This window comes from Pedobacter sp., from assembly GCF_031119335.1.
Classification (GTDB): domain Bacteria; phylum Bacteroidota; class Bacteroidia; order Sphingobacteriales; family Sphingobacteriaceae; genus Pedobacter.
Window position 1 is genome coordinate 16359 of record NZ_JAVHXT010000024.1, and the last position, 26404, is coordinate 42762.

At 36.8% G+C, this 26404-nt stretch carries 18 protein-coding genes; 16 read left to right on the top strand and 2 right to left on the bottom strand.

Annotated elements, in window-relative coordinates:
- Positions 1 to 534 precede the first annotated feature (534 nt).
- From REI64_RS17900 to REI64_RS17965, 14 genes are all read left to right on the top strand, one after another.
- A complete protein-coding gene (locus tag REI64_RS17900; protein ID WP_308851521.1) occupies positions 535 to 3552 on the top strand; it encodes a SusC/RagA family TonB-linked outer membrane protein in 3018 nt (1005 codons plus the stop codon).
- 14 nt (positions 3553 to 3566) lie between these two features.
- Positions 3567 to 5132 (top strand): RagB/SusD family nutrient uptake outer membrane protein, encoded by a 1566-nt coding sequence (locus tag REI64_RS17905; RefSeq protein ID WP_308851522.1) that lies wholly within the window; start codon positions 3567 to 3569, stop codon positions 5130 to 5132.
- Positions 5133 to 5156: 24 nt separating this feature from the next.
- Positions 5157 to 5828, top strand: a complete 672-nt coding sequence (locus tag REI64_RS17910; RefSeq protein WP_308851523.1) for a fasciclin domain-containing protein — start codon at positions 5157 to 5159, stop codon at positions 5826 to 5828.
- A 12-nt stretch (positions 5829 to 5840) separates the two neighbouring features.
- The gene (locus tag REI64_RS17915; protein WP_308851524.1) at positions 5841 to 6869 is read left to right on the top strand and encodes a DUF5007 domain-containing protein; all 1029 of its coding nucleotides are present in this window, start codon (positions 5841 to 5843) and stop codon (positions 6867 to 6869) included.
- A 32-nt stretch (positions 6870 to 6901) separates the two neighbouring features.
- Positions 6902 to 10078, top strand: a complete 3177-nt coding sequence (locus REI64_RS17920; protein WP_308851525.1) for a SusC/RagA family TonB-linked outer membrane protein — start codon at positions 6902 to 6904, stop codon at positions 10076 to 10078.
- Between the two features lie 18 nt (positions 10079 to 10096).
- A complete protein-coding gene (locus tag REI64_RS17925) occupies positions 10097 to 11617 on the top strand; it encodes a RagB/SusD family nutrient uptake outer membrane protein (RefSeq protein ID WP_308851526.1) in 1521 nt (506 codons plus the stop codon).
- A gap of 2 nt (positions 11618 to 11619) precedes the next feature.
- The gene (locus REI64_RS17930; protein ID WP_308851527.1) at positions 11620 to 12417 is read left to right on the top strand and encodes a fasciclin domain-containing protein; all 798 of its coding nucleotides are present in this window, start codon (positions 11620 to 11622) and stop codon (positions 12415 to 12417) included.
- Between the two features lie 17 nt (positions 12418 to 12434).
- On the top strand, positions 12435 to 14144 hold the full coding sequence (locus REI64_RS17935) for a DUF5008 domain-containing protein (RefSeq protein ID WP_308851528.1): 1710 nt from the start codon (positions 12435 to 12437) through the stop codon (positions 14142 to 14144).
- Positions 14145 to 14158: 14 nt separating this feature from the next.
- Positions 14159 to 15913 (top strand): LamG-like jellyroll fold domain-containing protein, encoded by a 1755-nt coding sequence (locus tag REI64_RS17940; protein ID WP_308851529.1) that lies wholly within the window; start codon positions 14159 to 14161, stop codon positions 15911 to 15913.
- A 27-nt stretch (positions 15914 to 15940) separates the two neighbouring features.
- The gene (locus REI64_RS17945; protein ID WP_308851530.1) at positions 15941 to 17872 is read left to right on the top strand and encodes a M60 family metallopeptidase; all 1932 of its coding nucleotides are present in this window, start codon (positions 15941 to 15943) and stop codon (positions 17870 to 17872) included.
- Between the two features lie 13 nt (positions 17873 to 17885).
- On the top strand, positions 17886 to 19562 hold the full coding sequence (locus tag REI64_RS17950; RefSeq protein WP_308851531.1) for an alkaline phosphatase family protein: 1677 nt from the start codon (positions 17886 to 17888) through the stop codon (positions 19560 to 19562).
- Positions 19563 to 19664: 102 nt separating this feature from the next.
- Complete coding sequence (locus tag REI64_RS17955) at positions 19665 to 22607, top strand: FAD-linked oxidase C-terminal domain-containing protein (RefSeq protein ID WP_308851532.1); 2943 nt, start codon at positions 19665 to 19667, stop codon at positions 22605 to 22607.
- A 3-nt stretch (positions 22608 to 22610) separates the two neighbouring features.
- Complete coding sequence (locus tag REI64_RS17960) at positions 22611 to 23198, top strand: Crp/Fnr family transcriptional regulator (protein WP_308851533.1); 588 nt, start codon at positions 22611 to 22613, stop codon at positions 23196 to 23198.
- Positions 23199 to 23265: 67 nt separating this feature from the next.
- Positions 23266 to 23862, top strand: coding sequence for a DinB family protein (locus tag REI64_RS17965; RefSeq protein ID WP_308851534.1), 597 nt, complete (start codon positions 23266 to 23268; stop codon positions 23860 to 23862).
- A gap of 214 nt (positions 23863 to 24076) precedes the next feature.
- On the opposite strand, the gene REI64_RS17970 is transcribed toward REI64_RS17965, so the two are convergent.
- Together REI64_RS17970 and REI64_RS17975 are read right to left on the bottom strand one after the other, a co-directional pair.
- Entirely contained in the window at positions 24077 to 24607 is a 531-nt protein-coding gene (locus REI64_RS17970) for a ferritin (RefSeq protein WP_308851535.1), read from the bottom strand.
- 94 nt (positions 24608 to 24701) lie between these two features.
- The gene (locus REI64_RS17975; protein WP_308851536.1) at positions 24702 to 25073 is read right to left on the bottom strand and encodes a hypothetical protein; all 372 of its coding nucleotides are present in this window, start codon (positions 25071 to 25073) and stop codon (positions 24702 to 24704) included.
- Between the two features lie 287 nt (positions 25074 to 25360).
- Between REI64_RS17975 and REI64_RS17980 the strand changes: the two genes are divergently transcribed.
- Both REI64_RS17980 and REI64_RS17985 read left to right on the top strand, forming a co-directional pair.
- Positions 25361 to 25717, top strand: a complete 357-nt coding sequence (locus tag REI64_RS17980; RefSeq protein WP_308851537.1) for a DUF2200 domain-containing protein — start codon at positions 25361 to 25363, stop codon at positions 25715 to 25717.
- A gap of 189 nt (positions 25718 to 25906) precedes the next feature.
- Entirely contained in the window at positions 25907 to 26164 is a 258-nt protein-coding gene (locus REI64_RS17985; protein WP_308851538.1) for a hypothetical protein, read from the top strand.
- The last annotated feature ends 240 nt before the right edge of the window (positions 26165 to 26404 follow it).

Below are 26404 nucleotides of genomic sequence, written 5' to 3' on the forward strand. Positions count from 1 at the left end.
TTTTAATCTTTATCTAAAATCTGCTTAAAATCTAGAATAAAGAAGCATTAGACAAACGTTTGCGTGTTGTTTTGCGGACTGTACAGTTTAAGATTGCTAAAGAATGCGTTTGTGCAACATTTAATTTTGTTAAAAACTGTTTGCTTAATTGCCAACTAACAAAAAAGTACATAGATTTTTATTTTGGTTATTAAAGTTAGGCGTTAGGGTACGGTATTGAATTATAAGGCTGCCTCAAATAGCGTTTTGTATCTAAACTGATAACAAACGTTTGCGTAAAGATTGATATTAATGGCTTGTTTTTAAATATATAACTTGCAAGTAACAAACTAATCACAAACAAAAAACTATTAGCAAAACTACTGTCGATATAATCTAGCATAATATAGGTACAGATGGATTTATGCTAATATATAAGCAACCAAAGAACAACTATGAAGAGCCTTAGCCACTAACCAAAATTCTAGGGTGTATATATGGTATACCCAACCCATACTTTTACAAAAAAATATCAAATTCACAAAAACAAATAAAATGGTTAAAAACAACAAAGTCATTTTTTATGCCTTGTTATGTTCCACGTTTGGTTTTTCTAATGTATACGCAGACATTAACTATAGCGGTTTAAACTCTCCGTTAAAAGTTAATCCTAGTGAAGGACTAAAAGAAAGATCTCATCGTGCCATATTAATTAAGAAGTTTGATCAGGATACACTTTCTAAAGATTCGTTAAAGAAAGCCCCTCAATCTAACTTTGTGCTAAAAGGAAAGCGAGATTCGCTTAATGTACTACAAGCTAAAAATGTTCCTAATCTTTCGTTGCAACAAATGCTCAAGGGTAATGTTGCGGGTTTATATGTTCAAGAAAGTACAGGAGAACCAGGTACAGAACAAAGTATGCTTATTCAAGGAGCATCGGCACCGATATTTACCAAGAGAGATGTTTACAGTTTACAGCCCGCCATATATGTAAATGGGGTTTTGTTGGTGCAGGATAATCCGTTTGCTTACGATGTACAGAAGTATGATTATAATAGGATAGGTCCAGCAACTAATCTGTTAGCTAATCTTGATATAGATAATATTCAATCTATAGAGGTAATAAAAGATCCTATTGCATTGGCTAAATTAGGACCTAATGCTGCTAATGGTGCTATTTGGATCGTAACTAAAGCCGCTAAGAGTGGGTTAAGGCAAATAAGTGTAAATACATATGCAGGTATTGTAGGGGCAGGTAATGCCCAAACTGTAAATGGTGTTTTCGAAAATAAGTTTCGTGCCCCATTTTATCAGAAGTATGCAACCGAGGCAAATTATGCAAATTATGCTAGCTTTCTGAGAGATTCTACTAATGCAGATTATTTTGGGAAATCGAATTGGAACGATTTATACTATAAAAATACAGCACTTTATGCAGCCAATTTAGGCTTAACTGGTGGTACCGATCGTGCTAATTTCCGTTTTTACGGAACAGGTATGAGAAATGCGAGCAGTGCAGATCAAACGGCATTGGATAAGTATAATGCTTTTTTTGCTATCAATATGTTGCCATTTAAATGGATGACAGTATCGAGCTACTTAAATGCCTCGAGAATGGATAGATATAGGAACAAAAGTTTAAGAGACAGATTTGCCGAAGTACGCTACCTGCCAGATTTTGCCAACCCTCTTTCCCCTAATAAAGCCAATTATCAGCTGTTTTTAGATGAATATGATAAGGTAGTTGATGATAACAGGAATAATCTACTAAACGGATCTTTATCATTAAACTTGAAATTTACTCCAAAATTTAATTTTAATACAGCAGTAGTATTCGATTATAATGAAGGTATTAGAGATGCATTTTACCCAAGCACTCTGATGGATGGTGTTAACTATGTTTCTGGTTTTTTTGGTTATAACCAGCGTTTCGGCTTAAATAACGTTTTGTCATACAGTTACGATTTGGATAAAAACCACTCTTTTGATTTTGATTTGGGGCAATCTATACAAGGTGATGCCTACAAGTATAATTATGCAAGGGGATATGATGGTAATAGTGATTTTATCAAGATTAACGTAGTAGAAGGAGACTCTAAAAAGTCAAACTATTTAAATGCCATCAATAATTTTTATTTGTTCCGTTATACAGATAAAATGAAGAGTAATTTAATGTCTTTTTATGCTTCTGTGAAATATAAGTACAAAGATTTATTAAACCTAAGTGCTGTAATTAGAAGAGATGGAACTTCTAATGGCCAACCAGATAATCGTTGGATGACAACACCTGCGTTAGCTGCAGAATGGGATTTGAAAAATCAATTATTTAGAGAAAGTAAGTTTTTTAATGAGTTTAGTCTAGGTGCATCTTGGTCTAGGTCAGCTAAAATTTTCTTAGACGACCGTTTTGCTGCTGGGCCTCAATATCGTACCGAATATGGTTGGTATGAGGAACCTACAATTCCAACTTTTGGTGGTTTTCAGGGTATTTCTAGACCATACAATTCTGGTTGGGTTGGGTACGACATTACATTGCCTTACGTAGATCGTTTAAATATTACCGCTTCATCATCCATGCTGAACAATAGATTAAGTGCGGCCATTACCTTTTATAGTAAAGATGATAAAAATCAGCTGCTCAATATCCCTTTGAGCGCAGAAAGTGGTTACACAAGTATCTATAAAAATGGTATGAACATTAATAATAAAGGAATAGATGTTAGTTTAGCTGCAAATGTATTGACCAACGAAAAAACACTCACTTGGACTACATCTGTAAATTTTTCTTACAATAAAAATGAAATTAAAGCACTGCCAGATGGTTTAAACAGTTTGGTAATAGGAGATAATAAATTACAGGTTGGACAATCTGTAGGTGCTTATTGGCTATATACAAATAATGGTATTTATAATAATGATACTGAAGTCCCAACGCACCCAACTACTGGTCAAAAGTTAGCCTTTAATGGCCTCACGTTAAAAGCGGGAGATCCGAAATGGGTAGATTACAATGGAGATTATAACATTACTGAAGCTGATAAACAGTTTGTAGGAGATAGGATACCTAGGTTAATCGGAGGTTGGAACAATAGTTTTAAATACAAAAACTTCGACCTAAATTTCCATATTTTCTTTGCCTTGGGCCAATCAGCAATTAATCAATTTGATGCTAGTAGATATGATTTTGTCAATAGGGAATCTGCTAAAGATATTAATTCAGTAAAAGAAATTACTTCATGGCAAACCACTGAAAATTTAAAAAGCTATCCTATCTATAACGTATGGAGCGATGTCGTGCCTTACCGTGTAGATCAAGATCTTTTCTTAGAAAAGGCATCTTATGTTAAGCTAAGGTCAGTTACGTTAGGTTATGATTTAGCGCAATCTAGATTTGCCAATAAAAACAAGTTGCCTTTTAGAAGAGCTTACATATATGCTACTGGAAGCAATTTGTTTACCATCAGTAATTTCTCGGGTACAGATCCAGAGCTAATCAATTATAATGGTATTTATGATGGTATGGGCTTACCTATCGCTAGGACATTTGTACTGGGATTAAAATTAGAATTATAGAGAGGTAATTAATTATGATATCACTAAAATATAAGAGCAGTAATTTGGGTAGATTTATAATCACATTATTAGTCATCTTTACTCTTTCTATTAGCTCATGTAAGGATACGCTCGATGTGCAATCAACTAGGTTAGTTGGCGAAGAAAACCTTTGGAAAAGCCAAGAGGATGCAAAAGGAGCAATTATTGGAATATATACTTTAATGCGGACTGCTATGGTTGCCGATAATACCCATTGGCTAATGGGCGATTTAAGACAAGGCGATTTTACTTCAACTAATAGATCCGATTTAAGGGCTATTATTAATGGGCAACTTAACGCATCTTACCCTATATTAAATAGAATTACCAACTGGAGAAGATTTTATTCTGTAGTTAATGCAGCTAGTCTGTTTATTGAGCGTTCCCGAGAAATTGTAGCTAACGATCCACGTTATACTTCTATCAATAACGAGGTAGACGTGGCTCAGGCTAGGGCATTAAGAGCTTTTGCTTATTTTTATATGGTACGAATTTGGGGTGATGTTCCTTTGTTGATAACCTCTCATGATGGTGATTTTAGCACACATCCTCGTACATCGAAAGAAAAAGTTTTGGCTTTTGCCACTAGTGAACTGTTGTTAGCGACGAAGGTTTTGCCTTTTAGGTACGGTGGTACAGACCCTATCTTGCCTGGCTTGTATTATGGCAGTGCTTGGACAACTTGGAACGGTGTATTATTCACCAAGTTATCTGCATATGCCATTTTAGCACATATAGCTGCTTGGGAAGGTAATTACTTAGATTGCGAGGCATATACCAAATATTTTGTAGACAATACTACAAACTTAAACGGTGATGGAAGTTTTGGGGTAAAATACATTACAACTGATGAGCTTACTGAAAATGTAAATGCTTATAGTCCCTTTGCTTTTAAACGTGCTGTACAAATTGTAGGCTTTGGTTTCGAGTATGGTAATGGAGAAGCGACTGCTAATGGCCATATTGAACAGTTAACTTTGGCAAAACCCTTGGTTCCTAAAGAATATCCTGAAATTTATGTGCCAAAAGATACCATCAGAAAAGCCTTTACTTCACCTACAGACAACAGATTCAGCATTGATCCATTAACAAACCTTTACAGAACCAATTACTTTACAAATTATAGTAGCGAACGCCCAATGTTCAGTAAAATAAAGGTAGTTGGACAGGCACAAACAAGCGGAAACTTTGCATTTTTTACTTCTGCTGTATTATTTACACGAATAGAAGAAGTTACCTTGTTAAGAGCTGAAGCGCTTGCCGCTTTAGGATTGAATGCTGACGCTGCTAACTCTTTAAATCAAGCTGCTGCTTTAAGAGGTAACCCAGCTTATACGTTAAGCTCAGGAGTGGATATTGTAGATGCAATTTTTGCGGAGAGAAGAAGAGAATTGATGGGAGAGGGCTGGAGATGGTACGACTTGGTTCGTTACAACAAGCTTAAAAAGAATAATCCAGCATTTAATGCTCTACTTACCAATGGTGGTATTTATTGGCCAGTATCTAATGATGTCTTAAATGCCAACGCTAAGATTAAACAAAATCCATATTGGAACTAACAACCGAAAAATCATTAAAAAATGATGGAAAAAAAGATAAAGACTTTAACAATTGGCGTAGTTGTTTTTTCATTACTAGCAGTTTTTACCTCTTGTAAGAAAAACTCGGAATATTATAACTACGAAACAACGGCCAACGAGTTCAAAGGAACAGCATTACAATATCTACAGGCGCAGACCAACACATTCGACTCTTTGCTTCTAGTATTGGATAGATTGCCAGACTTAAAAGATAGTTTGAATAATCAAAATGTAACTGTTTTCGCACCCACAAATACAAGCTTTCAGGCCGCGATTAAAAATTTAAATATAGAGCGTAAAGCACAGGGGAAATCGCCATTGTATTTAAGTGATTGTAATGTAGAACAGCTTGATACCTTAACCACTAGGTACATTCTAAGAGGCATTAAGAATACAAGTGATTATTCTTCTTATACGGAGGGTTTATTGCTTTCTTCATTGAAAAGCGGATATGTTATGCATGTACAGTATAATAAAATTAATGCATCAGGCTTTGTTGAGGGTGGTCCACAGTCTATTATTTACAGCGATCCTAAGAATAACATTTTTACCAAATATTGGCAAAGGTCAAATACCAATGCGGTAAATATCAAGGCAAAGAATGCAGTCATTAATATTCTAGCACCATTGCATGATTTTGGTTTTGATGAATTTATAAAGAGAGTTAATCTATAAGGTTTTAAGATAATGAATAGAAGAAATTATATTGCAATAGTTACTATAATTACACTAGGCTTATCAATTACGATAAGTGCCTGCAAAAAGAATATTCCAGACGAGCGACTTTCGTTAGGAGCCGATTCGCAATTTACAACCACGATTTACCAACCTGTTTTGGGGCGTAATACATTGTTTTCTGATAATTTTTTTATCGGAAGTTCTTCAGTGCCTTTGGAGTTTAAGATTGTGAACATGCGTAGATTTAATGGAGAACCAGCGCCAGAGCTTACCCAATATTTTCCGGTAACCGTATGGAAAAAAGCATATGATGGTACTGAGAAATCCTTACAAGAAATAGAAGCAAAACGCGCTACAGAAAATCATCAGCTTTTTGAAGTGAGAAAGAACTCAGGGCAATTTTTGATGTGGTCTAGGGCAAATTCCAATTTTGTTAAAGCACAAGCAGATTCTGGCTATGTTTTCGATATAGAAGTTTCTAATTCTGGCGGTCGTCGTTACTATAAAAATCTTAAACTACAACCTTTTAGAGAGCGTCCTTTCGAACCATCTAACCTTAATGCCATTACTGGGCAGGCAATAAACACAGGTGTCTTTCCATCATTTATGATGAATATTAAAGGTGAAAAAACAAATAGATACTTGAACCCTCTTGATATAGAAGTACAATTTAAGAAGAATAGTTCTTTGGGTAATTCCCTTTCGTTCAAATTCTTAGATACTTTGCAACAATTAATTCATCCTGATAAGTTTTCTAACACCAAATGGGAAACTTTGATACATGGTTTTAATATGGTTAAGAACTCTGATTCGGTAAAGTACGATGTAGCCTATCCAATTCCATTGGCCGCCTATCCTACAAGATATACAACACCCGGAGGCGAACAGGCTTTTGTTGCATTTGGATATAACCGAATGGGGTTTGGTAATAAGTTAGAAGAGGCATTGCTTGGACTAAACTTTAATATTTACGAACCTGGTAACTGGACCATTATCTTTTGGTTTAAAACCGAGCGACCAAAATTCGTGAATGATTAATTGATAACCTTGAACAAACTAATAGATATAAAATGAGATACATCTATATAATCATTTCGTGTTTTTTCTTGGTGGTTAGCCAAGACTTAAAAGCGCAGACTAAAAAAACAGTAACGGGAACTGTTTCTGATACACGGGGAGGAATACCGGCGGTAAATATTGTATATAACAATAGGGCCATTGGTGTTACTGATTCGGATGGAAAGTTTGTTGTTTCTGTGCCTGATAATGCCGTTTTGGAGTTTTCTTACATTGGCTATAAAACCGTTAAAAAAAGTGTTGCTGGGCTGAATAGATTGGAAATTCGCTTATTGGAGGACAATAATAACCTAAAGGAAGTAACTGTTACCGGCTATGTAAACCGAACAAAGGAAACAACTGTAGGTTCCAGTGTTAAAATATCAGGAAAAGACCTACAAGCCGTACCTGTAGCGAGTATAACAGATATGCTACAAGGAAAGGTAGCAGGTTTAAACATTCAACAAAATACAGGTTCGCCAGGTATGCGTGGTTCTATGGCTATCCGCGGTTTGTCTAGCACTAGTTTATCTGGTTCTGGTAACGATTTGTTTTTACAGCCCGCATCGCCTTTATTTGTGGTTGATGGTGTTCCAGTTGACGATAATCAGAATTTTACTTATGGTTTCCAGTCTCCGGGTCCAGGGGTAAGTCCAATTTCATTAATACCCCAGCAAGATGTAGAGAATATTGAAGTGTTGAAAGATGCTTCTGCAACTGCTCTTTATGGATCTAGGGGAGCTTATGGTGTAATTTTGATTACCACAAAAAGGGGTAACTCTAAAGTGCCGGTAATTACTTATAACGGCCAGTTTTTTGTAAGTGCAGTGCCGAAATTAAGATCTGTTATTGGCGGGTTAGATGAACGTAACCTGCGTATTGCCCAAATTAATGCAATGGGTATCAACTATGATATCCCATATAGTGCCTTGGGACTTGTTAACGGCACCGCCTTTTTAGCAGACAGTTTAAACGCATACTATAACAATTCTACCAACTGGCAGTCGTATTTTTATAGAACTACTTATAACCAAACACATAACCTTAATATTTCTGGAGGTGACCAAGCATTTAACTATAAAGTAAACTTTGGTTATTATGATCAAAAAGGTATTCAAGAAAATACTGGCTTTAATAGATCTAACCTTCGTATGAATATGCAGTATATGCCTAACCAAAAGTTTAAACTTTACGCCACCATTAACGGAGCATTGGGCAAACAACAAAAAGGCAGTGGAAATGGACTTACCAATACTGGGATAGCTACAGGCGGTGCCGCATCATCACTGTTGCCATCCCCATCGTTGTATTCTGCTGTAAACTCAGTTTTAGGCGCAGTTACAACAGATAACGATAATAAAACAGTTGATTTGAATAGTACCATAGAGCTTAAGTACGAATTTGTAAAAAACCTAAGCTTAACTTCTAACTTCAATTACGTATTTAATACAGGAACGGAAGATAATTTTTTGCCAGCATCAATTAACGGTGATAGAGCCTCATTGTTTGCTTACAATAGTGTTAGCAATACAATTTATAATCGTAATTTATTACAATACATCTATTCAATAAAAGATAAAAATAATGAAGATGCCCATAATTTCTTGGCTTATGTATTTAACGAAACTAGGTCTACAAATTTCAAGGCCGATGTAATTCAGAATAATAAAATAGTAAACGATTATTTAAGAGGACCAATTGTTGGTGTTGACGATTATCTGACTTCCTTGGGAGGTACGCTTGGCAATTTTAATCAAGATCGTTCAGCAGCATTTGCGGGAAGTTTTCAGTATAACTATAAGAGAAGGTATGTATTAGATGCAACTTACAGATTTGATGGTAGTTCTTCTAATGGGCCAAATGCCGGCTATTCGAAAAGTCCTTCTGTTGGTGTACGTTGGAATATTAATAATGAACCTTTTATGGCTAAAGCTACTGAAAAGTGGTTGGATTACGCTTCTATCCGTTTAAGTTATGGTACGGTATTACAACCAACAGGAAATGTTTATGATGTAAATGGCAAGTATGTGTCTGTAAATAATTACAACGGATCTCAGGCAATTACTATTCAGAATACACGTATGCCAAATCCTAATTTACGTCCTGTTGAAAATACCACCTATAACTTCGCTTTTGATTTTGGTATTTTGAAAAATAGATTGTTTGGTACTTTTGAAGCGTACTATAAGCAAACAGACTACCTTTTTGGCGAAAAAACGCTGGCTAATATTAATGGCTTTGCCAACATTGCTACGAATGAAGAAGCTGTAGTAAACATGGGTTATGAAGCAAGTTTAACCGTAAATCTATTACCGAACCAAAGTAAGGCAAAGTGGTCGTTAAATGTAAACGGTGCAATAAATAACGATTATTTGGCTGCTTTGCCAAATGGTGTGCGTCAGTTTATTTATCAAGATCAAGAAACAGGACAATATATCTTGAAACGTATCGGAACCAATGCATTGTCTAATTTTATTTACAACACCAAAGGTGTTTATGCCAACAATGGAGATGTTCCTGTAGATCCCCTAACTGGCTTAAGATATAGAGCTCGTAATGCCGATGGTACCTTAGGAGGTGTGCTCAATTATTTTAAAGCTGGAGATCCAAGATATGCCGATATCAATGGTGATTATATTTTAGATGCGATGGATTTGGTAGATGCCGGAAATTCGCAAATACGTTTTAGTGGTGGTATCTTTTCTGACTTTAGGTATAAAAACTTTACCTTCCAAATGCAAGGTACTCTTATAATGGGTAGGGACATACTCAACAATGCATTAGCTAGTCAGTTTCAAGCATTTAATAACCCTTTTGCATTGCAAGGTTTGGTCCCTTTAAGCGAGTATGATCTATGGACAAGTCCTGGCCAAGTGGCAACCTATCCAAACCCTTATGATTTCTTGCGTAGCAACATCATTAATCCTTATCGTTTCTCTCAAACTCTGTTTCAGGAAGACGGCTCTTACTTTAAGATGAATTTTATATCACTAGGTTATACCCTTAACCAAAAATTTACTAATCGTTTTGGTATGAACAGAGTTGTATTGGGTGCCACCTTTAATAATGTATTTATGATAAGTAATTATTCTGGACCAAATCCAGAAACTGTATCAAGCATAGGTAGGGATTCTTCTGGTGGATATCCAAATCCGCGAACTTATGTTTTTAACCTAAATATTGAGTTCTAACTTTTCAATTATCCGATAATGAGAAAATACATATATATAATTTTTATAGCGCTTACTTTTTCGAGTACAGGCTGTAAGAAATTCTTGAATATCGTACCAACCGATAATTTGTCTGGTAATAATTTTTGGCAAACCAAAAAAGATGTTGAAGGTTTCACCAATGGTTTGTATGCAAGTTTAAAGAACAAATTGAGTGGAGGATTTATCACACTAGCTGATATGCGATCCTCTCCGATAGCTACTACAGAGGGAACTTATGGAAATTTGTTGGCCACTAACTCTTTGAGAACCTTGCAAACTATTGCAGCTACCCCAACACAATGGAATGGCAGTGCGTATGTTTCGCAGTGGACTGTTGGGTGGAATTGGAGCAACATGACTAGATGGAAGCCTTTTTATGATATTATTTCTTCTGCCAATTTACTTTACGAACGCCTAGATGATGTGCCAACCGGTGTGCTAAGCAATGAGGAATTAAAGAGGTATAAGGCTGAAGCGGTGTTTGTGAGAAACTTGTGCTATTTGTTTTTGGTGCGTTTATATGGAGATGTGCCTTACTACACCAATGCTTTAAATACCTCACCTTTAGGTCGTACGCCAATGTTAGAGGTGTTAAATAAGTGCATTGCCGATGTTAATGCGGTTAAGGCAGATTTGCCATGGGTTTACATAGATCCATCTTTAATAGGAGTTAGAGCAATGCGTGGTGGTGCTATAGCTCTGTTAATGCATTTGAATATGTGGGCCGCTGGCTTTGACAGTGAGAACAATAAAGTAAGATATTATAATCAGGTTAAAGATTTAGGCATAGAGATAGACAACGCCAAAGACTATTCGTTGTTGCCCTATACCGTAGAGGACAATAAGAGAATTTTTAAAGGGAAAACAAGGGAAAGTTTGTTTGAGCTTTATCAGAGTTTTAACAATGGGGAGAAGTTCTCTGTTTATTCAAATGTGGGCTATGTTTTAAGTCATTATCCTTATCTGGGAGCACTAACTTTTACAACCAGTAGAGGCTACTATCAAAAAACATGGATGGATAAGCTTTATAACGATGCCCTGCCTGATGCAAGGAAAGACTTGTGGTTTGAAAACCGTACCGCAAATAATAATACCTTCCAGTTTAAAAAGTTTGCAAATGTTTATGTAAGCGGTACAACCGTACAAAATGATGATGATCTAATTATATTTCGATTATCTGATGCTTATTTGCTTGCAGCCGAAGCAAATGCAGAAATTGGCGACGACGTAGAGGCCAAGAGATTTTTGAATAAAGTAAGACAAAGAGCCGTTGCTACAGATATTGTTTCAACAGGAGTAGAGCTTAAGAAAGATATTTATCTAGAACGTGTTAGAGAATTGATGGGAGAAGGACATTATTACTACGACTTAGTGCGTACAAAAAAATTGTGCGATCCAGATTTTTGTCCTTATCCAGTTTCAGTTGCTGCTTTTAACGCTGGAGCTTGGACATGGCCAATTGATCAATCTGCTTTGACAGAAAACCCAAACATGACTTTAAATAATTATTGGAGATAGCGATGATGAAGAAACTTAATATTAGAGCACTACTTGTAATGTTATTGGCCATAGGGCTATTTATATCGTGCCAAAAAGATAAATATTATTTTGACAGTGGTACCCAAAAGGGAACTTTTGACGGTAGTGTTTTGGCTTTCCTTAAGTCAAAGCCACAGTATTTCGATACCCTAACAAGGGTAATAGAAATTGCTGGAATGAATGATTATTTTGACAAAGAGCAAGATATTACCTTTTTTGCTCCAACTAGTTCAACTATCTACAAATCAATTAGGGGTCTAAATGCCTACTTGATGAGCAATGGTAGAGATACTGTAACAAAATTGGATCAAATAAAGCCTGAAGCCTGGAAAGAGTTATTATCCCTTTATGTTTTTAAAGGTAAAAACAAGCTTAAAGATTACCCACAAATAGATACACTAAACTTGTTAGCTTTTGCAGGTCAGGGTTATACTTCGATAAATGGAAGAACGATGAGTATTGGTGTATTATTTAATGATGCTGTTTCGAGAAATGCAAGTGGCGTAGAAATATCGAGGGTTAAATATGCTGGATATCGTCAATTGTATCTGTCTTATATTCCAAACTATGCTACTCCCAAGGTAGGTTTAAAACATGCACCCGTAGCTAGTTCAGACATTGCGCCTAGAAATGGTATCGTGCATGTTTTGGCTCAGGAAACCAATGACTTTAATGCAAGTAACCAAGCTGTATGGGTAAGCAAACATAACTTTGGTTTCCATACAGATATATTTATTAATACGGTACAGTCTTATGGTATATTACCTCCAACACCTTAAAATCTAATAGAACTATAATGATGAAAGAGATATTTAACATAAATACAATAGCTATTAGTTTAACCCGAGTAATGGCAGTGTTGTTAATCTTGGCTGTTTTTTCTTGTAAAAAGGGAGAAATTATTGGGGAAGATCCTTACGCAGGTGGTAAACAAGCTTTAGGAATTAAATTTGATAATGTTATGCCTGATCCAGAATTAGCCATACAAGGTTCGGAAGTAAAGATATTTGTAAGGGGATTAAAAAAGTTTGAGAACAAGTTTAAGTTATATGTAAACGAAATCGAAGCTACCGTGGTTTCATTTACCGATAGTACCGCAGTAATTAAAGTGCCTGATAATGCAAGCACCGGCGGATTGTCGGTATATGCTGAAAACCAAACTTTTTTTGGCCCGGTTCTTAAAATAGATGGCAGGGTAAGTATTGATGCTACCTTTAGTTCAAATGGAGCTACCTTTCGAGGAAGCAGTGGTGGCATATCTAGTGCCACAATATATGATATTGCCACCTTGCCTAATGGCAATAGCTTTTTGGTTGGAAGTTTCAACAACTTTGACAATAGGTGGACGGAGAAAATACCAAATGGAGGAATTGCACAGATAAGCTCAACCGGAGCTTATGTAGTGCCGGCGGCCGATGCGATTGACTTTGGAAAAGGAGCAAATGGGCCTTTACGAAGCATTATACGTTTGACTAGTGGTCCGCATAATGGTAAATACATTGTTTCTGGGCTTTTTTCTAGCTATAACTCTACACGATCTAACCGTTTAAATATCAATGGTATTACTCGTTTAAACGCAAACGGTACTTTAGACAGTACCATGATTGATGTAATTAACCCAACGCCAAATGAAGTTAGAAAAAACCGCGACACTATTCCATCTTTTAATGGAGGAGTAGATGGGACAATTGTAAAGTCTTTCGTTTTTGGGGATAGGCTTTATGCAGTTGGTAATTTCCAAAACTACGTAAGGCGTTTTTACGAAAGATCTACTTATGATACCAAGGTATTAGATCTGATCAAAATGAGGCAGATGGTTTGTTTAAAAATAAACCAAACTAATTCGGCAGATGAAGGTGACTTAGATCTGAACTTTCATTACGATCCTCTAACTAAACAAAGTCCAATTGGAGCTAATGGCGCTATAAATGATGCAATACAGTTGCCTAATGGTAAATTGGTTTTGGTTGGAGCTTTTACCACATTTAATGGTGTGCCAGCAAATCGTATCGTTTGTATCAATTTAGATGGGTCGGTTGATCAAACTTTTTCGGTAGGTAATGGTGCTGACCAAGAAATCGTAGGTGTCACCTACAATGCGGTAACGAATAAAATACTTGTTTCCGGTTTGTTTAGAAAAATGGCAGGGGCAGATAGGCAAGGAGTAGCCATGTTGGATGCAAATGGAAGTTTAACTACTGCATTTAATTTTGGTACTCTAACCGAAGGTGTTGCAACTTATGCAGGGCAGCTTAATGGAGGTAAAGTAATAGTTTCAGGTACTTTTAAAACTTATAATGGGGTTATTCGTCAGGGTTTTATGATTTTAAATTCCGATGGCAGTCTAGCTGCGGGATATAACAATACAGGTCAGTTTACTGGAGCTATTGAGAAAATTGTGGAAACAACTTCTGGTGCTACCACAAGAGTAACTTTGATAGGCACCATTATAAGATTTGATAGCACTTCTTTTAAAGGTATACTCAGAATTTTAATTAGAAACTAGGATAAATATTAATTATGAATTATTTATATAATATACGGAATAATTTTATGGTTGTAGCCGTTGTGCTGTTAGCCACCGCTTTTTTATCTTTGTTTACTTCTTGTAATAAAGATTTTCCAAATACGCTTCGTACCGAATATCCCAATGATACCGCTAATGTAAAAAGTGGAAGTCGTAAAGTATTGTATTTGATATTAGATGGTGTTAGGGGAGAGTTGTTGGAAACATTGCAACCACCAACCTTAACCTTGTTACGAAGAAACGCTATATCATCTTATTATGGTTTAACGGACTATCAGACTAATACTCTAACCAATGCTGCAGCCTGGGGAAATATGATGACTGGTGTAGATTATTTGAAGCATAATATAATTGATGAAAGTTTCACAGGAAATAACATTGTTAATTACCCTTCTATTTTCACTAAAATAAAAGAAGTTAATTCAAAGCTAAAGACAGTATCAATAGCTACTAGTGTAGCATTTAATACCAATCTAGCTGCTCAAGCAGGTAAAAAGCTAGATGTAGCCACTGATGCTGAAGTAAAAGATGCAGTAATTAATGAGCTAAAGGTAAACGAGGTTGATTTAATAGTTGGGCAGTTTCATAGCGCAGATGCCGCCGCCGCTGCGGGGGGATATGAAGCAACAAACGCTGCTTATACACAGGCTATTACAAATCTGGATGGATACTTGGGTAACATTATGACGCAACTTAGGTCAAGACCAAATTATGCAAAAGAAGACTGGATGGTAGTCATTGCATCAAATAAGGGTGGAGCAACAACAGTACCGGGATCTTCAGATCTAGGTGCTTTTGGTGATAATCAACGAAACAGTTTTGTATTGTTTTATAATCCTAGATTTTTGTCCCAACAATTTACAAAGCCAGATGCATCTTCTTTCCCTTTTGTAGGTTATGCGCCAAATTTAATAGGCGTTGGTGCGGGTACAACAGGTAAAAACCTTATTGTGGCAAATAACAATAATGTGGCCAATTTTGGTACCTCTGGCAATTTTACACTAATGTTTAAAGTTAGGTTTAATAATGAACCAGGTTCATACCCTCCAATTATGGGTACACAAACAGTTTTTAACAATACTACTAATGGTTGGGTTATTTTTGCAAACAGTGGGGAGGGCTGGAACTTTAAAGTGAGAAATACTAACCAATTAGCCGCAAATGCTGCAAGAAAAATATTTGATGGTTTATGGCATACTATTGCTATTCAAATATCTACTGAGGGTAGTGATAGAAAAATGCAGGCTTTTCAAGATGGCGTGGTTGTTGGTACTAAGGCTACCTTTACAGCTAATGCTACGAGTACTATACCTTTTACATTAGGGAATGTTGATGGCTCTGGTCAGGCAATAAATGTATTGCTTAGAGATGTAGCCGTATACAATGTTGCTATTCCCGATGCCCAAATACCAAGTATCATGCGCAAATCTGGAGTTACTGCCACTGATCCATATTATGCTAATTTACAGGCTTATTATCCATTAAATGAAACCCAGGGAACAGCACTAGCTGATGCTACGGGTAAAACTACTGGAATGACCTATCAAGGACAAGCTTTATACACAGAGTTTTCTGAACTTTCTAAAAATGTAAGTCCTCCAATATCTACTGCAACCTACAAGGCTAGTATGAATAATGTAGATATACCGGTTCAAATTTATCAGTGGTTAAACATACAGCCATCAAGCTCATGGAATTTGGATGGAAAACCATGGAAACTGTTATATACCGATGTACGTAATAATTAATGAAATTATCCCAATAGTGATAAAAATATGAAAGCTCGTAAAATAATTAACTTACCATTGATCTTTACACTAGTGGTATGTTTAGCAGCCTGTAAAAAATATGGCGTAGAAATAGCCGATGGTTATGAAGATGCTTCTGGCAACAAAGAAAATGTAAGCATAGATACTAATATGCAAAACATAGACCGTTCTGCTTATGCTAAAGCTCGTATATTTCCGGGTTTAGTGGATGTTTCTGAGCCTAGGGTACAGAACCAAGAGTTTATACTAGATCTGAATTTTACTAACCAAACTGCTGAAAATTTAAGAATACAGGTAGCACCAGAGCCACAGTTTAGTACTGGCTATTATGCTGCACCGGGAGAATTGATTAAAATCATTGTTCCGGCGGGCGTGAATGGATTGAGTATGCAGATTGGTGGACACACAGATAATTTATCAGGTAAATCTCCTCTCTTAAGAGATCCTATAATTTATGCCGTTAAGGCTTTGTATCCCGGTGTAAACTATATGCGCAACCTTTACGGTGGTACTATCTATATCAATGCAAGTTTCGCTATTGCTCAACCTGTAAAATTTGTGATTTCTGGTGCAGTTGTTTCTCCAGATTTTGTGCTGGGAACGGATACTGACGCAGGATGGATTGCAAAAGTTAGAGCATCGAAAGTACCATGGTTAGAACTTAGAACAAAACGAGTGATTTTTTTAGTGCCACTTGATAAAGTGTTGGCTAAAATTGCTGCTGGCCAACTATCTAGTCCTACAGCTTTAATGACAGAGTGGAACAATAAATTTGAACTAGATTATAACGGGTGGATGGGGCTTTCAGATAATGCAGTAGATGAAAGAGATAGAAGTCCTCAGGGTCCGTGGAGAGGTGTTTTAGATATTCAATTGAGCCTTGGTTATGGTCACTCAGGTTTTCCTTTTGTTGGGCTTAACGATCAATATTGGTTTAATAGTTTTACCAGTTTGGCAGATTTGTTAAATAGTGAGGGAATGTGGGGCACTTATCATGAATTTGGACATAATTGCCAACAACCAAATGTATGGAGCTGGAGTACCTTGGGAGAAACTACAAACAACTTGTTTAACTTTAAAGCAGCTAAGAGGATGAATGCAAATTATAGCAATTTACATCCCTCGGTTACAAGTGGTTTTCCTCAAGCTATTACTTATGCCTCAACTGCTGGTGCCAAAAATTTTGATGGTGATGCCGATATGAATGATCCATTTAAAAGGATGACGCCTTTTGTACAGATATTTGAGTGGTATGGCTATGGTGCGATGACCAAGCTGTATACCGAAGCCCGCCATGCCCAACGTTTATCAATTAATGATATCGATAAGCATGACTTTACCTACGAAAAACTATCCGAATATTGTGGGGTTGATTTAAGTCCATTCTTCGAGGCCTGGGGTATTTTGCTTAGTGCGCAATCGCAATCCAAAATAGCTGCAAGGTTTCCATTGTTAAATAAGCAAATATGGAAGTATAATCCACTTACAAAAACTGGAGGCACAGAAAACTATGTGCCTACCACTTCGGTAGTATCGGTGAGTTCTCCTGCTCAAGAGGGATCTTTTGCAGCTCTTATTGATAATAACTTAACAACCTATTATCACTCAAAATACTCTTCTCCTACCGCTGCCGAGAGTTACCCTTTTACTTTCATTTTTAATGCAGGTGCTGTAATTCCTATTAAGGGAATGTACTTCAATGCCAGAAATAGCACTAATAGAGCCGGGGACGGTAAAGATATTGAAGTTTTTACCAGTCCTGATAACCTAAACTATACCAGTCAGGGTACTGCAACCTTGCCAAATAGTACAGCTCGTTTCGAGTATTTGTTTCCAATGGGTAACGTAACTGCAAAATATGTGAAGGTGATAGTTAAAAATGGATATTCTGCCAATCCTTATGTGGTTTTTGCGGAAATGAATCTAATTAAGCCATAATTAAATTAAATTAATGATGAAGATCTTTCAAAATATTTTATTCCCTGTAGCAATAATCGCAGTAGTAGCGGGTGGCTGTAAAAAATATGATAATCCACCACCTATTTTTGAAGAACTAGAAACTATCGAAACAATTCAGAGGAAAGTATTGGTGATAAGTATAGATGGTGTAACCGGTAGTGAGTTAAAAACGATAGCCCCCCCAGCTATAGAAGAACTGCGTAAAACTGGTAAATATAGTTACAATTTGTTAAGAGGTGCTGTTGCTAATGATGTAGCTTCATGGGCTTCCATGGTTACAGGTGTAAGTTACAGCAAGCACTCTATCAAAAATGACGATTTTCTCCCTAGCCCAAAAGAGAATTCTCATGAAGCACCAGCTGTTTATAGAAATGTTTTAGATTACGTTTTACAATATAAGTCTGTTAAAACCGCAATTGTTTCCCCTTGGGCCAATTTACGTAACTATTTAAGAGTGGCAGATTTTAACCCAATAGTAAATACAGACTTAGCAGTTAAAGATTCTGCCCTGAATATCTTGAACACACAAAGCCAATTAGGAACAATTTTTGTGAATTTTAAGGATGTACAAACTGCCGGAGAAAATGGAGGCTTTTTGGCTGCTAATGTCAATTATAAAAATGCTATTCTAAAGGCAGACGAATATGTAGGTAACATTGTGGCTGCCGTTAAAGCCAGAAAAACATTTGCTAATGAAGATTGGTTGATAGTGGTGACTACCAATCACGGGGGAAGTAGTGCAAATCCTCAGCCTGGTTTTTTGATAGCTTCGCAAAAGAACATTAAATCAGAAGAATTGAAAAAGTCGGGATTTAATACTATTGGGTTTAATAATGTTTCTATTAACGCTACAGTTGTAGATGATCCTTCAGGCCTTTATGATGCTGCTACTAAAGATTTTACTGTGCAAATGCAAGTTAAATTTAATGTAAATACTTACTATGTTGGTTTTTTAGGTAAAAGTACACCGGCGGTTAATGGACAAACGGGTTGGTTTTGGTTTCAGGACTATGGAGGCTATTGGAATACTTCTTTTGGAGGAACAGCAAATGGAAATGGAACAGGTAGAACTCAAATAGCAGGAGGTTTAGTTTTTGACGGTAACTGGCATACTTTAACCATGACAGTCAAAAGGGTGGATGCTAGTACCAGAACGGTAAGCACTTATACTGATGGAAATTTAAACTCTACGGGTAACATCAGCACAAGAAATATTGCAACAAATGAAAAGTTTTTTGTAGGTTATAAACAGTTTTCTGGTGGTACAGGTTTAGATTTTAAATCAGCTGATTTACAGTATTTTAATGTAGCTTTGGATGCGGTAACTATAAAAAATAATATTGCATTGAAGAATATCACTCAACACCCTAATTATAGTAATTTAGTAGGGTTTTGGCGCATGGATGAGGGGGCAGATGCTGTTTTTGGTAACAGTGCACCAGTGGGGGCCCCGATGATGCTTAATGGACCATTTTCTTGGACCAGCTTTGGAACGGATGTGCCACAATCAATGACACCAGATCCAAATGCTGCAGGAAAATCTATTATTGTGGCTCCAAGTTCGGTAACTGCTTTAACACTTTATTGGATGAATATCTCTATACTTCCAGAGTTTGGAATTGATGGTAATCCATTTTTAAACCAGTTTGAAATTGAGTTCTTAAAATAGTTTAGTCATAATCATATTGCAATAACCGCAAATTTCGGGAATATGCCGATTTTTGCGGTTTTTGTTTTTATAAAACGCAAGTAATTTTATTAATTTTACTGTGTGTTACATCAAGCAAATCTTTTAACTCCTTTTGAAGAACTGAGTTCTACTTTTAAAGGAGAACTATTTTTCGATAATTCTGCTGCTCACGAAGCGCAAAAATTAGTCTATTCTACAGATGCTTCTGTTTATCAGGAGAAGCCATTGGCAGTTGCTGTACCCAAAACAGTAGAAGATATTAAAAGCCTTATTGCTTTTGCAAATCAGCATCGCTTAACACTTATTCCACGAGCCGCGGGTACTTCATTGGCTGGTCAGGTGGTAGGTAATGGTTTAATCGTAGATATTTCTAAATATTTCAATCAGATATTAGAAATTAATGAACAAGAACAATATGTAAGAGTACAACCTGGAGTAATTAGAGATGATTTAAATGTTGCGCTACGTCCGTTTGGATTAATGTTTGGTCCCGAAACCTCTACTGCAAACAGAGCCATGATTGGCGGAATGATTGGCAACAACTCATGCGGTCTACATTCTATTGTTTGGGGAGATACCAGGCAAAACCTACTCGAAGTAAAAGGGTTTTTAAGCAATGGACAAGAAGTAACTTTCAGCAGTCTGTCACTTGCTGAGGTGGCGGAGAAAACACATTTGAATAGTTTGGAAGGCGTGATTTACAAAGGCGTTTCGACCATTGTGAACAACCCTAAAAATATTGATGATATTGAGAAAGGTTATCCAAAGAAATCGTTAACAAGAAGAAACACAGGTTACGCATTAGATTTTCTCATTCCAGAAGAAGGGAAAGAAAGCTTTAACATGTGCGAGTTGATAGCTGGTTCTGAAGGTACTTTGGTTTTTGTGACGGAAGCAAAGCTGAAATTATTGCCATTGCCGCCTAAAAAGGATGCCTTGGTTTGTGTACATTTTAGCTCGCTGGCCGAATCGCTTTTGGCGAATATTGTCATCCTAAAACATCAACCGATGGCTTCGGAATTGGTAGATAAATACATCATGGACTTTACCAAAGGCCATCCAGTTTATCAGCATAACCGCTTTTTTATAGAAGGCGAACCTGAAGCTCTGTTAATGGTAGAGTTTTTTGCAGAAACCCAACAAGAGCTAGATTTCAAAACATCAGCTTTGATAGCAGATTTAAAATTGGCAGGTTTGGGTTATGCCTATCCGGTAGTTTATGGTCCACAAACTAAATTAGCTTGGGATGTACGTAAGGCAGGTTTAGGCTTAATTAGAAATTTGCCTGGAGATAATCAGCCCGTAAATTTAATTGAAGATTGTGCGGTAGCTCCAGAAGATTTGCCAGCCTATATTGAGGAACTGCAACAATTGTTGAATAGACATAATTTAAAAGCTTCGTACTATGCGCATGCCGGTGCTGGCGAACTGCACGTAGAACCAATGATTAACTTAAAAACTTCGGAAGGTAAAGAACTTTTCAGAACGGTTTTGAAAGAAACTGCTGTTTTGGTTAAAAAACATCAAGGTTCTTTAAGCGGCGAACATGGAGATGGGCGTTTACGTGGAGAGTTTATCAAAGATGTACTTGGAGCCGAAGTTTACGAGCTTCTGAGGGAGGTAAAACAATTGTTCGATCCGCTTGGAGTTTTTAATGCCAATAAAATTGTAGAAACTCCGCCAATGAACGAGTTTTTACGTTACGAAGCGGATAAAGAAATCAAACCAATTAAAACCATTTTCGATTTTTCGAAGAATGAAAGTATTTTAAGGTTGGCAGAAAAATGTTCTGGCTCAGGCGATTGTCGCAAAACCCATGTTAGCGGCGGCACCATGTGTCCATCTTATATGGCAACCCGCCAAGAGAAAGATACCACGAGGGCAAGGGCGAATATTTTACGTCAGTTTTTAACGAATTCGCAAGGCGATAATCCATTCAATCACAAAGAAATTAAAGAAGTGATGGATTTGTGTTTGAGTTGTAAAGCCTGTAAATCAGAATGCCCTTCTAGTGTAGATGTGGCGAAGATGAAAGCAGAATTTTTGCAACACTACTACGATGCCAATGGAATCCCTTTCCGTACCAGGGTAATTGCAAACTTTACAAAGTCGCAAGCGTTAGGAGCAATTGTACCATCGATTTACAACGCGTTAATTGCGAACAATTTTACTAGCAAAATCATCAAAAAAATTATAGGTTTTGCACCAGATAGGTCATTGCCAAAAGTAGGGAAAATCACTTTGCGTAGCTGGAAAAAACAGCATGATAAAAAGCAATTGCCGAAAAATAGAGATAGAAAAGTTTATCTGTTTTGCGATGAATTTACCAATTATAACGATGTTGAAATTGGAGCTACGGCAATCCAACTTCTAGAAAAGCTAGGTTATGAAGTGGTTATTCCTCGCCATGTAGAAAGCGGCCGAACTTATTTATCTAAAGGATTGGTGCGTGATGCTAAAGTCTTGGCAAATAAAAACGTGACTTTGCTGGCAGATTTAATAAGCATCGATACGCCGTTATTAGGGATTGAACCATCAGCATTGCTTACTTTTAGAGATGAATACCCAGAACTGGTAGATGCGCATTTGTTGCAAAAGGCAAAACACTTAGCACAAAACTCGTTCTTAATTGAAGAATTTTTATTGCAGGAATTTGAAGCCAAGAAAATCAGTGCTGACCAATTTACAGCAGACTATCAGTTGGTGAAATTGCATGGGCATTGCTATCAAAAATCGTTAAATGCACTAACGCCAACTGAGAAAATCTTAGGAATGCCTGCAAACTATACGGTAGAAATGATACCGTCGGGTTGTTGCGGAATGGCGGGTTCTTTTGGTTATGAGGAAGAACACTATGAAGTTTCGATGCAGGTAGGGGAGTTGGTATTATTGCCTGCGGTGAGAAATGCGGCAGAAGACACCATCATTGCCGCTGCGGGTACAAGTTGCAGACATCAAATTAAAGATGGCACGCAGAAAATAGCAAAGCACCCGGTAGAGATTTTGTGGGAAGCATTGAAGTAGCTTATGCAAGAAGATAGCCTCCAACAGTTAGCGCAATTCGTTAAAAAGTACTTTGCTTTATCTGATAAAAGCACTGAAGAATTTATTGTGCTTTGGTCCCCCTTTAATGCTTTAAGAAAGGAAGTGCTAACCGAGGCAGGAGCGCCGGAGAAATATCTCTACTTTATCCTTGATGGTGTACAGCGTGTTTATGCGCTTAACCAAGATGGCAAGGAAGCAACATTGGTTTTTACCTATGCGCCATCTTTTGGTGGTGTGCTAGATGCAATGATGACTTCAAGGAAATCTAAATATTACTATGAAACCTTAACGCCATCCTCATTTTTAAGAGCACCAATTTCCGAAGTGAAGAAGTTGATGTTGGAAAATGCAGAAGTGGCGCAGATGATTAATGTTGGGGTTAGCCAAGCTTTGGGCGGCTTGTTGGAAAGATTGGTCGAATTACAATTAATGTCGTCAGAAGAGAAGTTTAGGAGTTTATTAAAAAGAAGCCCACATATTTTAACATTGGTGCCACACAAGTATTTAGCGAGCTATCTCGGTATAGATGCCACAAACTTTAGTAAATTGATGAATAGCGTAAAAATTTAATCTTGGTAAATACCAACATTTATGGTAGCGCATAGCTCTAAGTTTGCATCATCAAATCAATATCATTATGGGCACTATAGACAAAAAAGCATTCATTGCCAACCTTTACCAAAGAACCGAAGTTATACTAGAAAAAGCAGTGCAGCAGTACCAAAACTTAGACGAGCTTTCACTTAATTTTTCTACTAATAGCGATACTTGGAGCATCGCTCAAGTACTTTCGCATCTTAATTCTTACGGTAATTATTATTTACCAAAAATGGAAGCGGTGTTACAACAGCCACATGAATTATCGTTAACGGCATATACCCCAAGTTGGTTGGGTACTTACTTTGTAAATATGATGGATGCGAACAGAAGCAGCAAGCGTTATAAAGCGGCAAAACAACATCAGCCATTGGTAAGCGATGCTTATGCTGAAGTAGCACAGTTTATTAACCAGCAAGAGCGCATGTTAAAATGCCTAAAAGCATTTGAAACGGTTGATGTTAGTAGAACGAGAATTCGGATATCAATTGCCAAGTTCATCAAGTTAAACCTCGGCGATTTACTCTCTTTCTTGGTAATGCACAACGAACGCCACATGGTACAGATTAAAAGAATACAGCGAGAACAAACAGAAGCTTTATCCCAACGGACAGTTCTTGCAACGCTTGCCTCTTAGGTATTTCTCGCAACAGTCTTTCTTTTTTTTGTCCTTCTTATCCTGTTTCGAACCTTTTTTCTTTTTATCTTTCTTAGACATATCGATGTTTTAGCCACAGATGCACAAATCTTATCAAGAAAATATCTGTGGCTTAATTATAACCTCAAAATAAACAAAAAAGGCACATACTTGTTGTACGCACCTTTCAATTATTGTTTTGTTTTGTTGTTTTTTATGCTTCGCTGTCGTAAGAAATCTGACCAACGTGCTTGTCAATTTGCCATCTGCCAGTACCTTCCTCGCCAATTACGTCGAACAATTCTACTGCTCTACGAGCTTTGTATTCCTCTTCACGTTGTTCTCTAAAGAACCAGTTTAAGAATTCTAAAGTAACATAATCTTGCTCTTTGTGGCAACGAGCAGCAATGTTTTTGATAGATTGTGTTACACTAATTTCTTGCTCTAAAGCCTCTTCAAAAACCTCACGGAACGAGTTGTACTCTTGTTTAATGTTGGTTACATCTGGAGAAACTGCATTTCCGCCCATATCTAACACATATTTGAAGAATTTTAATTGGTGTTGTCTTTCTTCTTCCGCTTGCTTAAAAAAGTAGTCTGCAGAAAAGTCATAACCATTTCTGTTACACCAAGAAGCCATCGATAAATAGATTGACGATGAATGCGCCTCTTTTTTTATTTGTTGGTTAATCAATGTTTCTACCTCTTCAGATAACAAACATTTAACTCTCATTATATCTTTCATGATTTATTTCCTCTTATTTGAACACTACAAAGTTACAGCGATAATGTTCTGTAAAAGAAAATATTAGTAATTCGGAACGAGTCTAAGTCTTAGTTTAAGAGATGACACGAAACAAACGATCGTAGATAATGTGGTTCAAATCCAACATCACGAATGTGCCTTGTAAAAGTTCTTTTAATTTAATCAATTCTAGCAGCGAAAGCACATAAGAATGGTCACAAGCACAAATGAAAATAATTTCTACATCGGCAGTCTTATCGCTGCTCAATAGCTTTTCTTCAATATTTACGTTGTAAATCGCTTTTTTAAGCTTTAAAAGATTTCTGTAATCGAAACGAGCTAATTTACCAGCAAAGTCAATATACCAACATTTCTCCGAATCAGATTGAAAAATAGCACCGCTATTAGTAGCAAATACTTCTTCAAACGAGGCAACAGGAAATGATAATTCTTTTGTCTTTTGCACAGTTAATTAATTGTTTCTGCAAAATTAATATTATTTAGATTTAATACAAATAAAAACCACCAAAAAGAAAATGATTTTTTGAAAAGCATTTTTTGGATTTCATAGGTTATGGTAGTCCCGCTTTCCGCTGCTGCCGATAAAATCTGCATACACTTTAATCGGGTTTATTTTACTCAATCAAGTGCTAAAAACCTCATAAAGTTTCCTGCATAACGTAAAAAATTATCTCGGCCTATTAATTGCACTTACAGCTTAATCATTAAATTTGAATATCAAACCCTCAGAAAATGAAAGCGAGCAACAACGAAAGAGTTTATAAAATGTCATTTGCTAGTGTTTACCCTCATTATATTACCAAAGCTGAAAAGAAAGGGCGCACAAAAGCAGAAGTTGATGAGATTATACATTGGTTAACAGATTACGATGCTGCGGCGCTACAAAAACATATAGACAACAAAACCAACTTCGAAGACTTTTTCACTCAAGCTAAATTACATCCCAATGTTTCAAAAATCACTGGGGTAATTTGCGGTTACCGTGTAGAAGAAATAGAAGACAAAGTAATTCAACAAGTACGTTACCTAGATAAATTGATAGACGAATTGGCTAAGGGTAAGGCAATGGAGAAAATTCTTCGTCAGTAACTGCGTTAAATTGAAGCTATGTACGCTATTACTTAAAATTTTCTTGTCAAATTTGCGAAAGATGCGAGCGTTGGCGTCCCCGCCAACGTGTTCACTTATTTATAGTTTTATAAATAGCTCCTAAGTTTTTCTCAATAATTTAAAACCATTTCGTTTTGCAACACTTATTTATTTATAAGTTTTAATGAAATGAATCAAGAAGAAAATAAGCATGAAGACGGTCTAGGTATCGATCTTCAAAATAGCACAAGGGCACAAAAGGTACATGTAGATCCAGAAGAAACGCAAATCAATACCAATCATCAGCATGAAGATATTGATGTTGATACGGAAGATACCATGCGTGAGATGATCTCAACCCACGAAGATAATGTTCAGGAAGAAGGTGTAGATGAGCAATTTGGCGGTGACAAAGCTGATAACAGAGATGACGATAATGGGTTGTAGTAGGTATGTTCAGGCTGGTTCAAGGTGACGATGTTTGGGCGCTCCGTCATGCTGAATTTATTTACCTTCGGTGAGTTCGCTAAAGCTCGTTTTACTTCGTAGCTTTTCGCTTCGCTACAGGTCAGCATCAGTTTTAAAGGATTGTCGTCCCGAAACACCCAAAATTGTTAAAAACCAAAAAAGCTCACATTTCTGTGAGCTTTTGCCTTAGTAGCGGGGAGCAGGATCGAACTGCCGTCC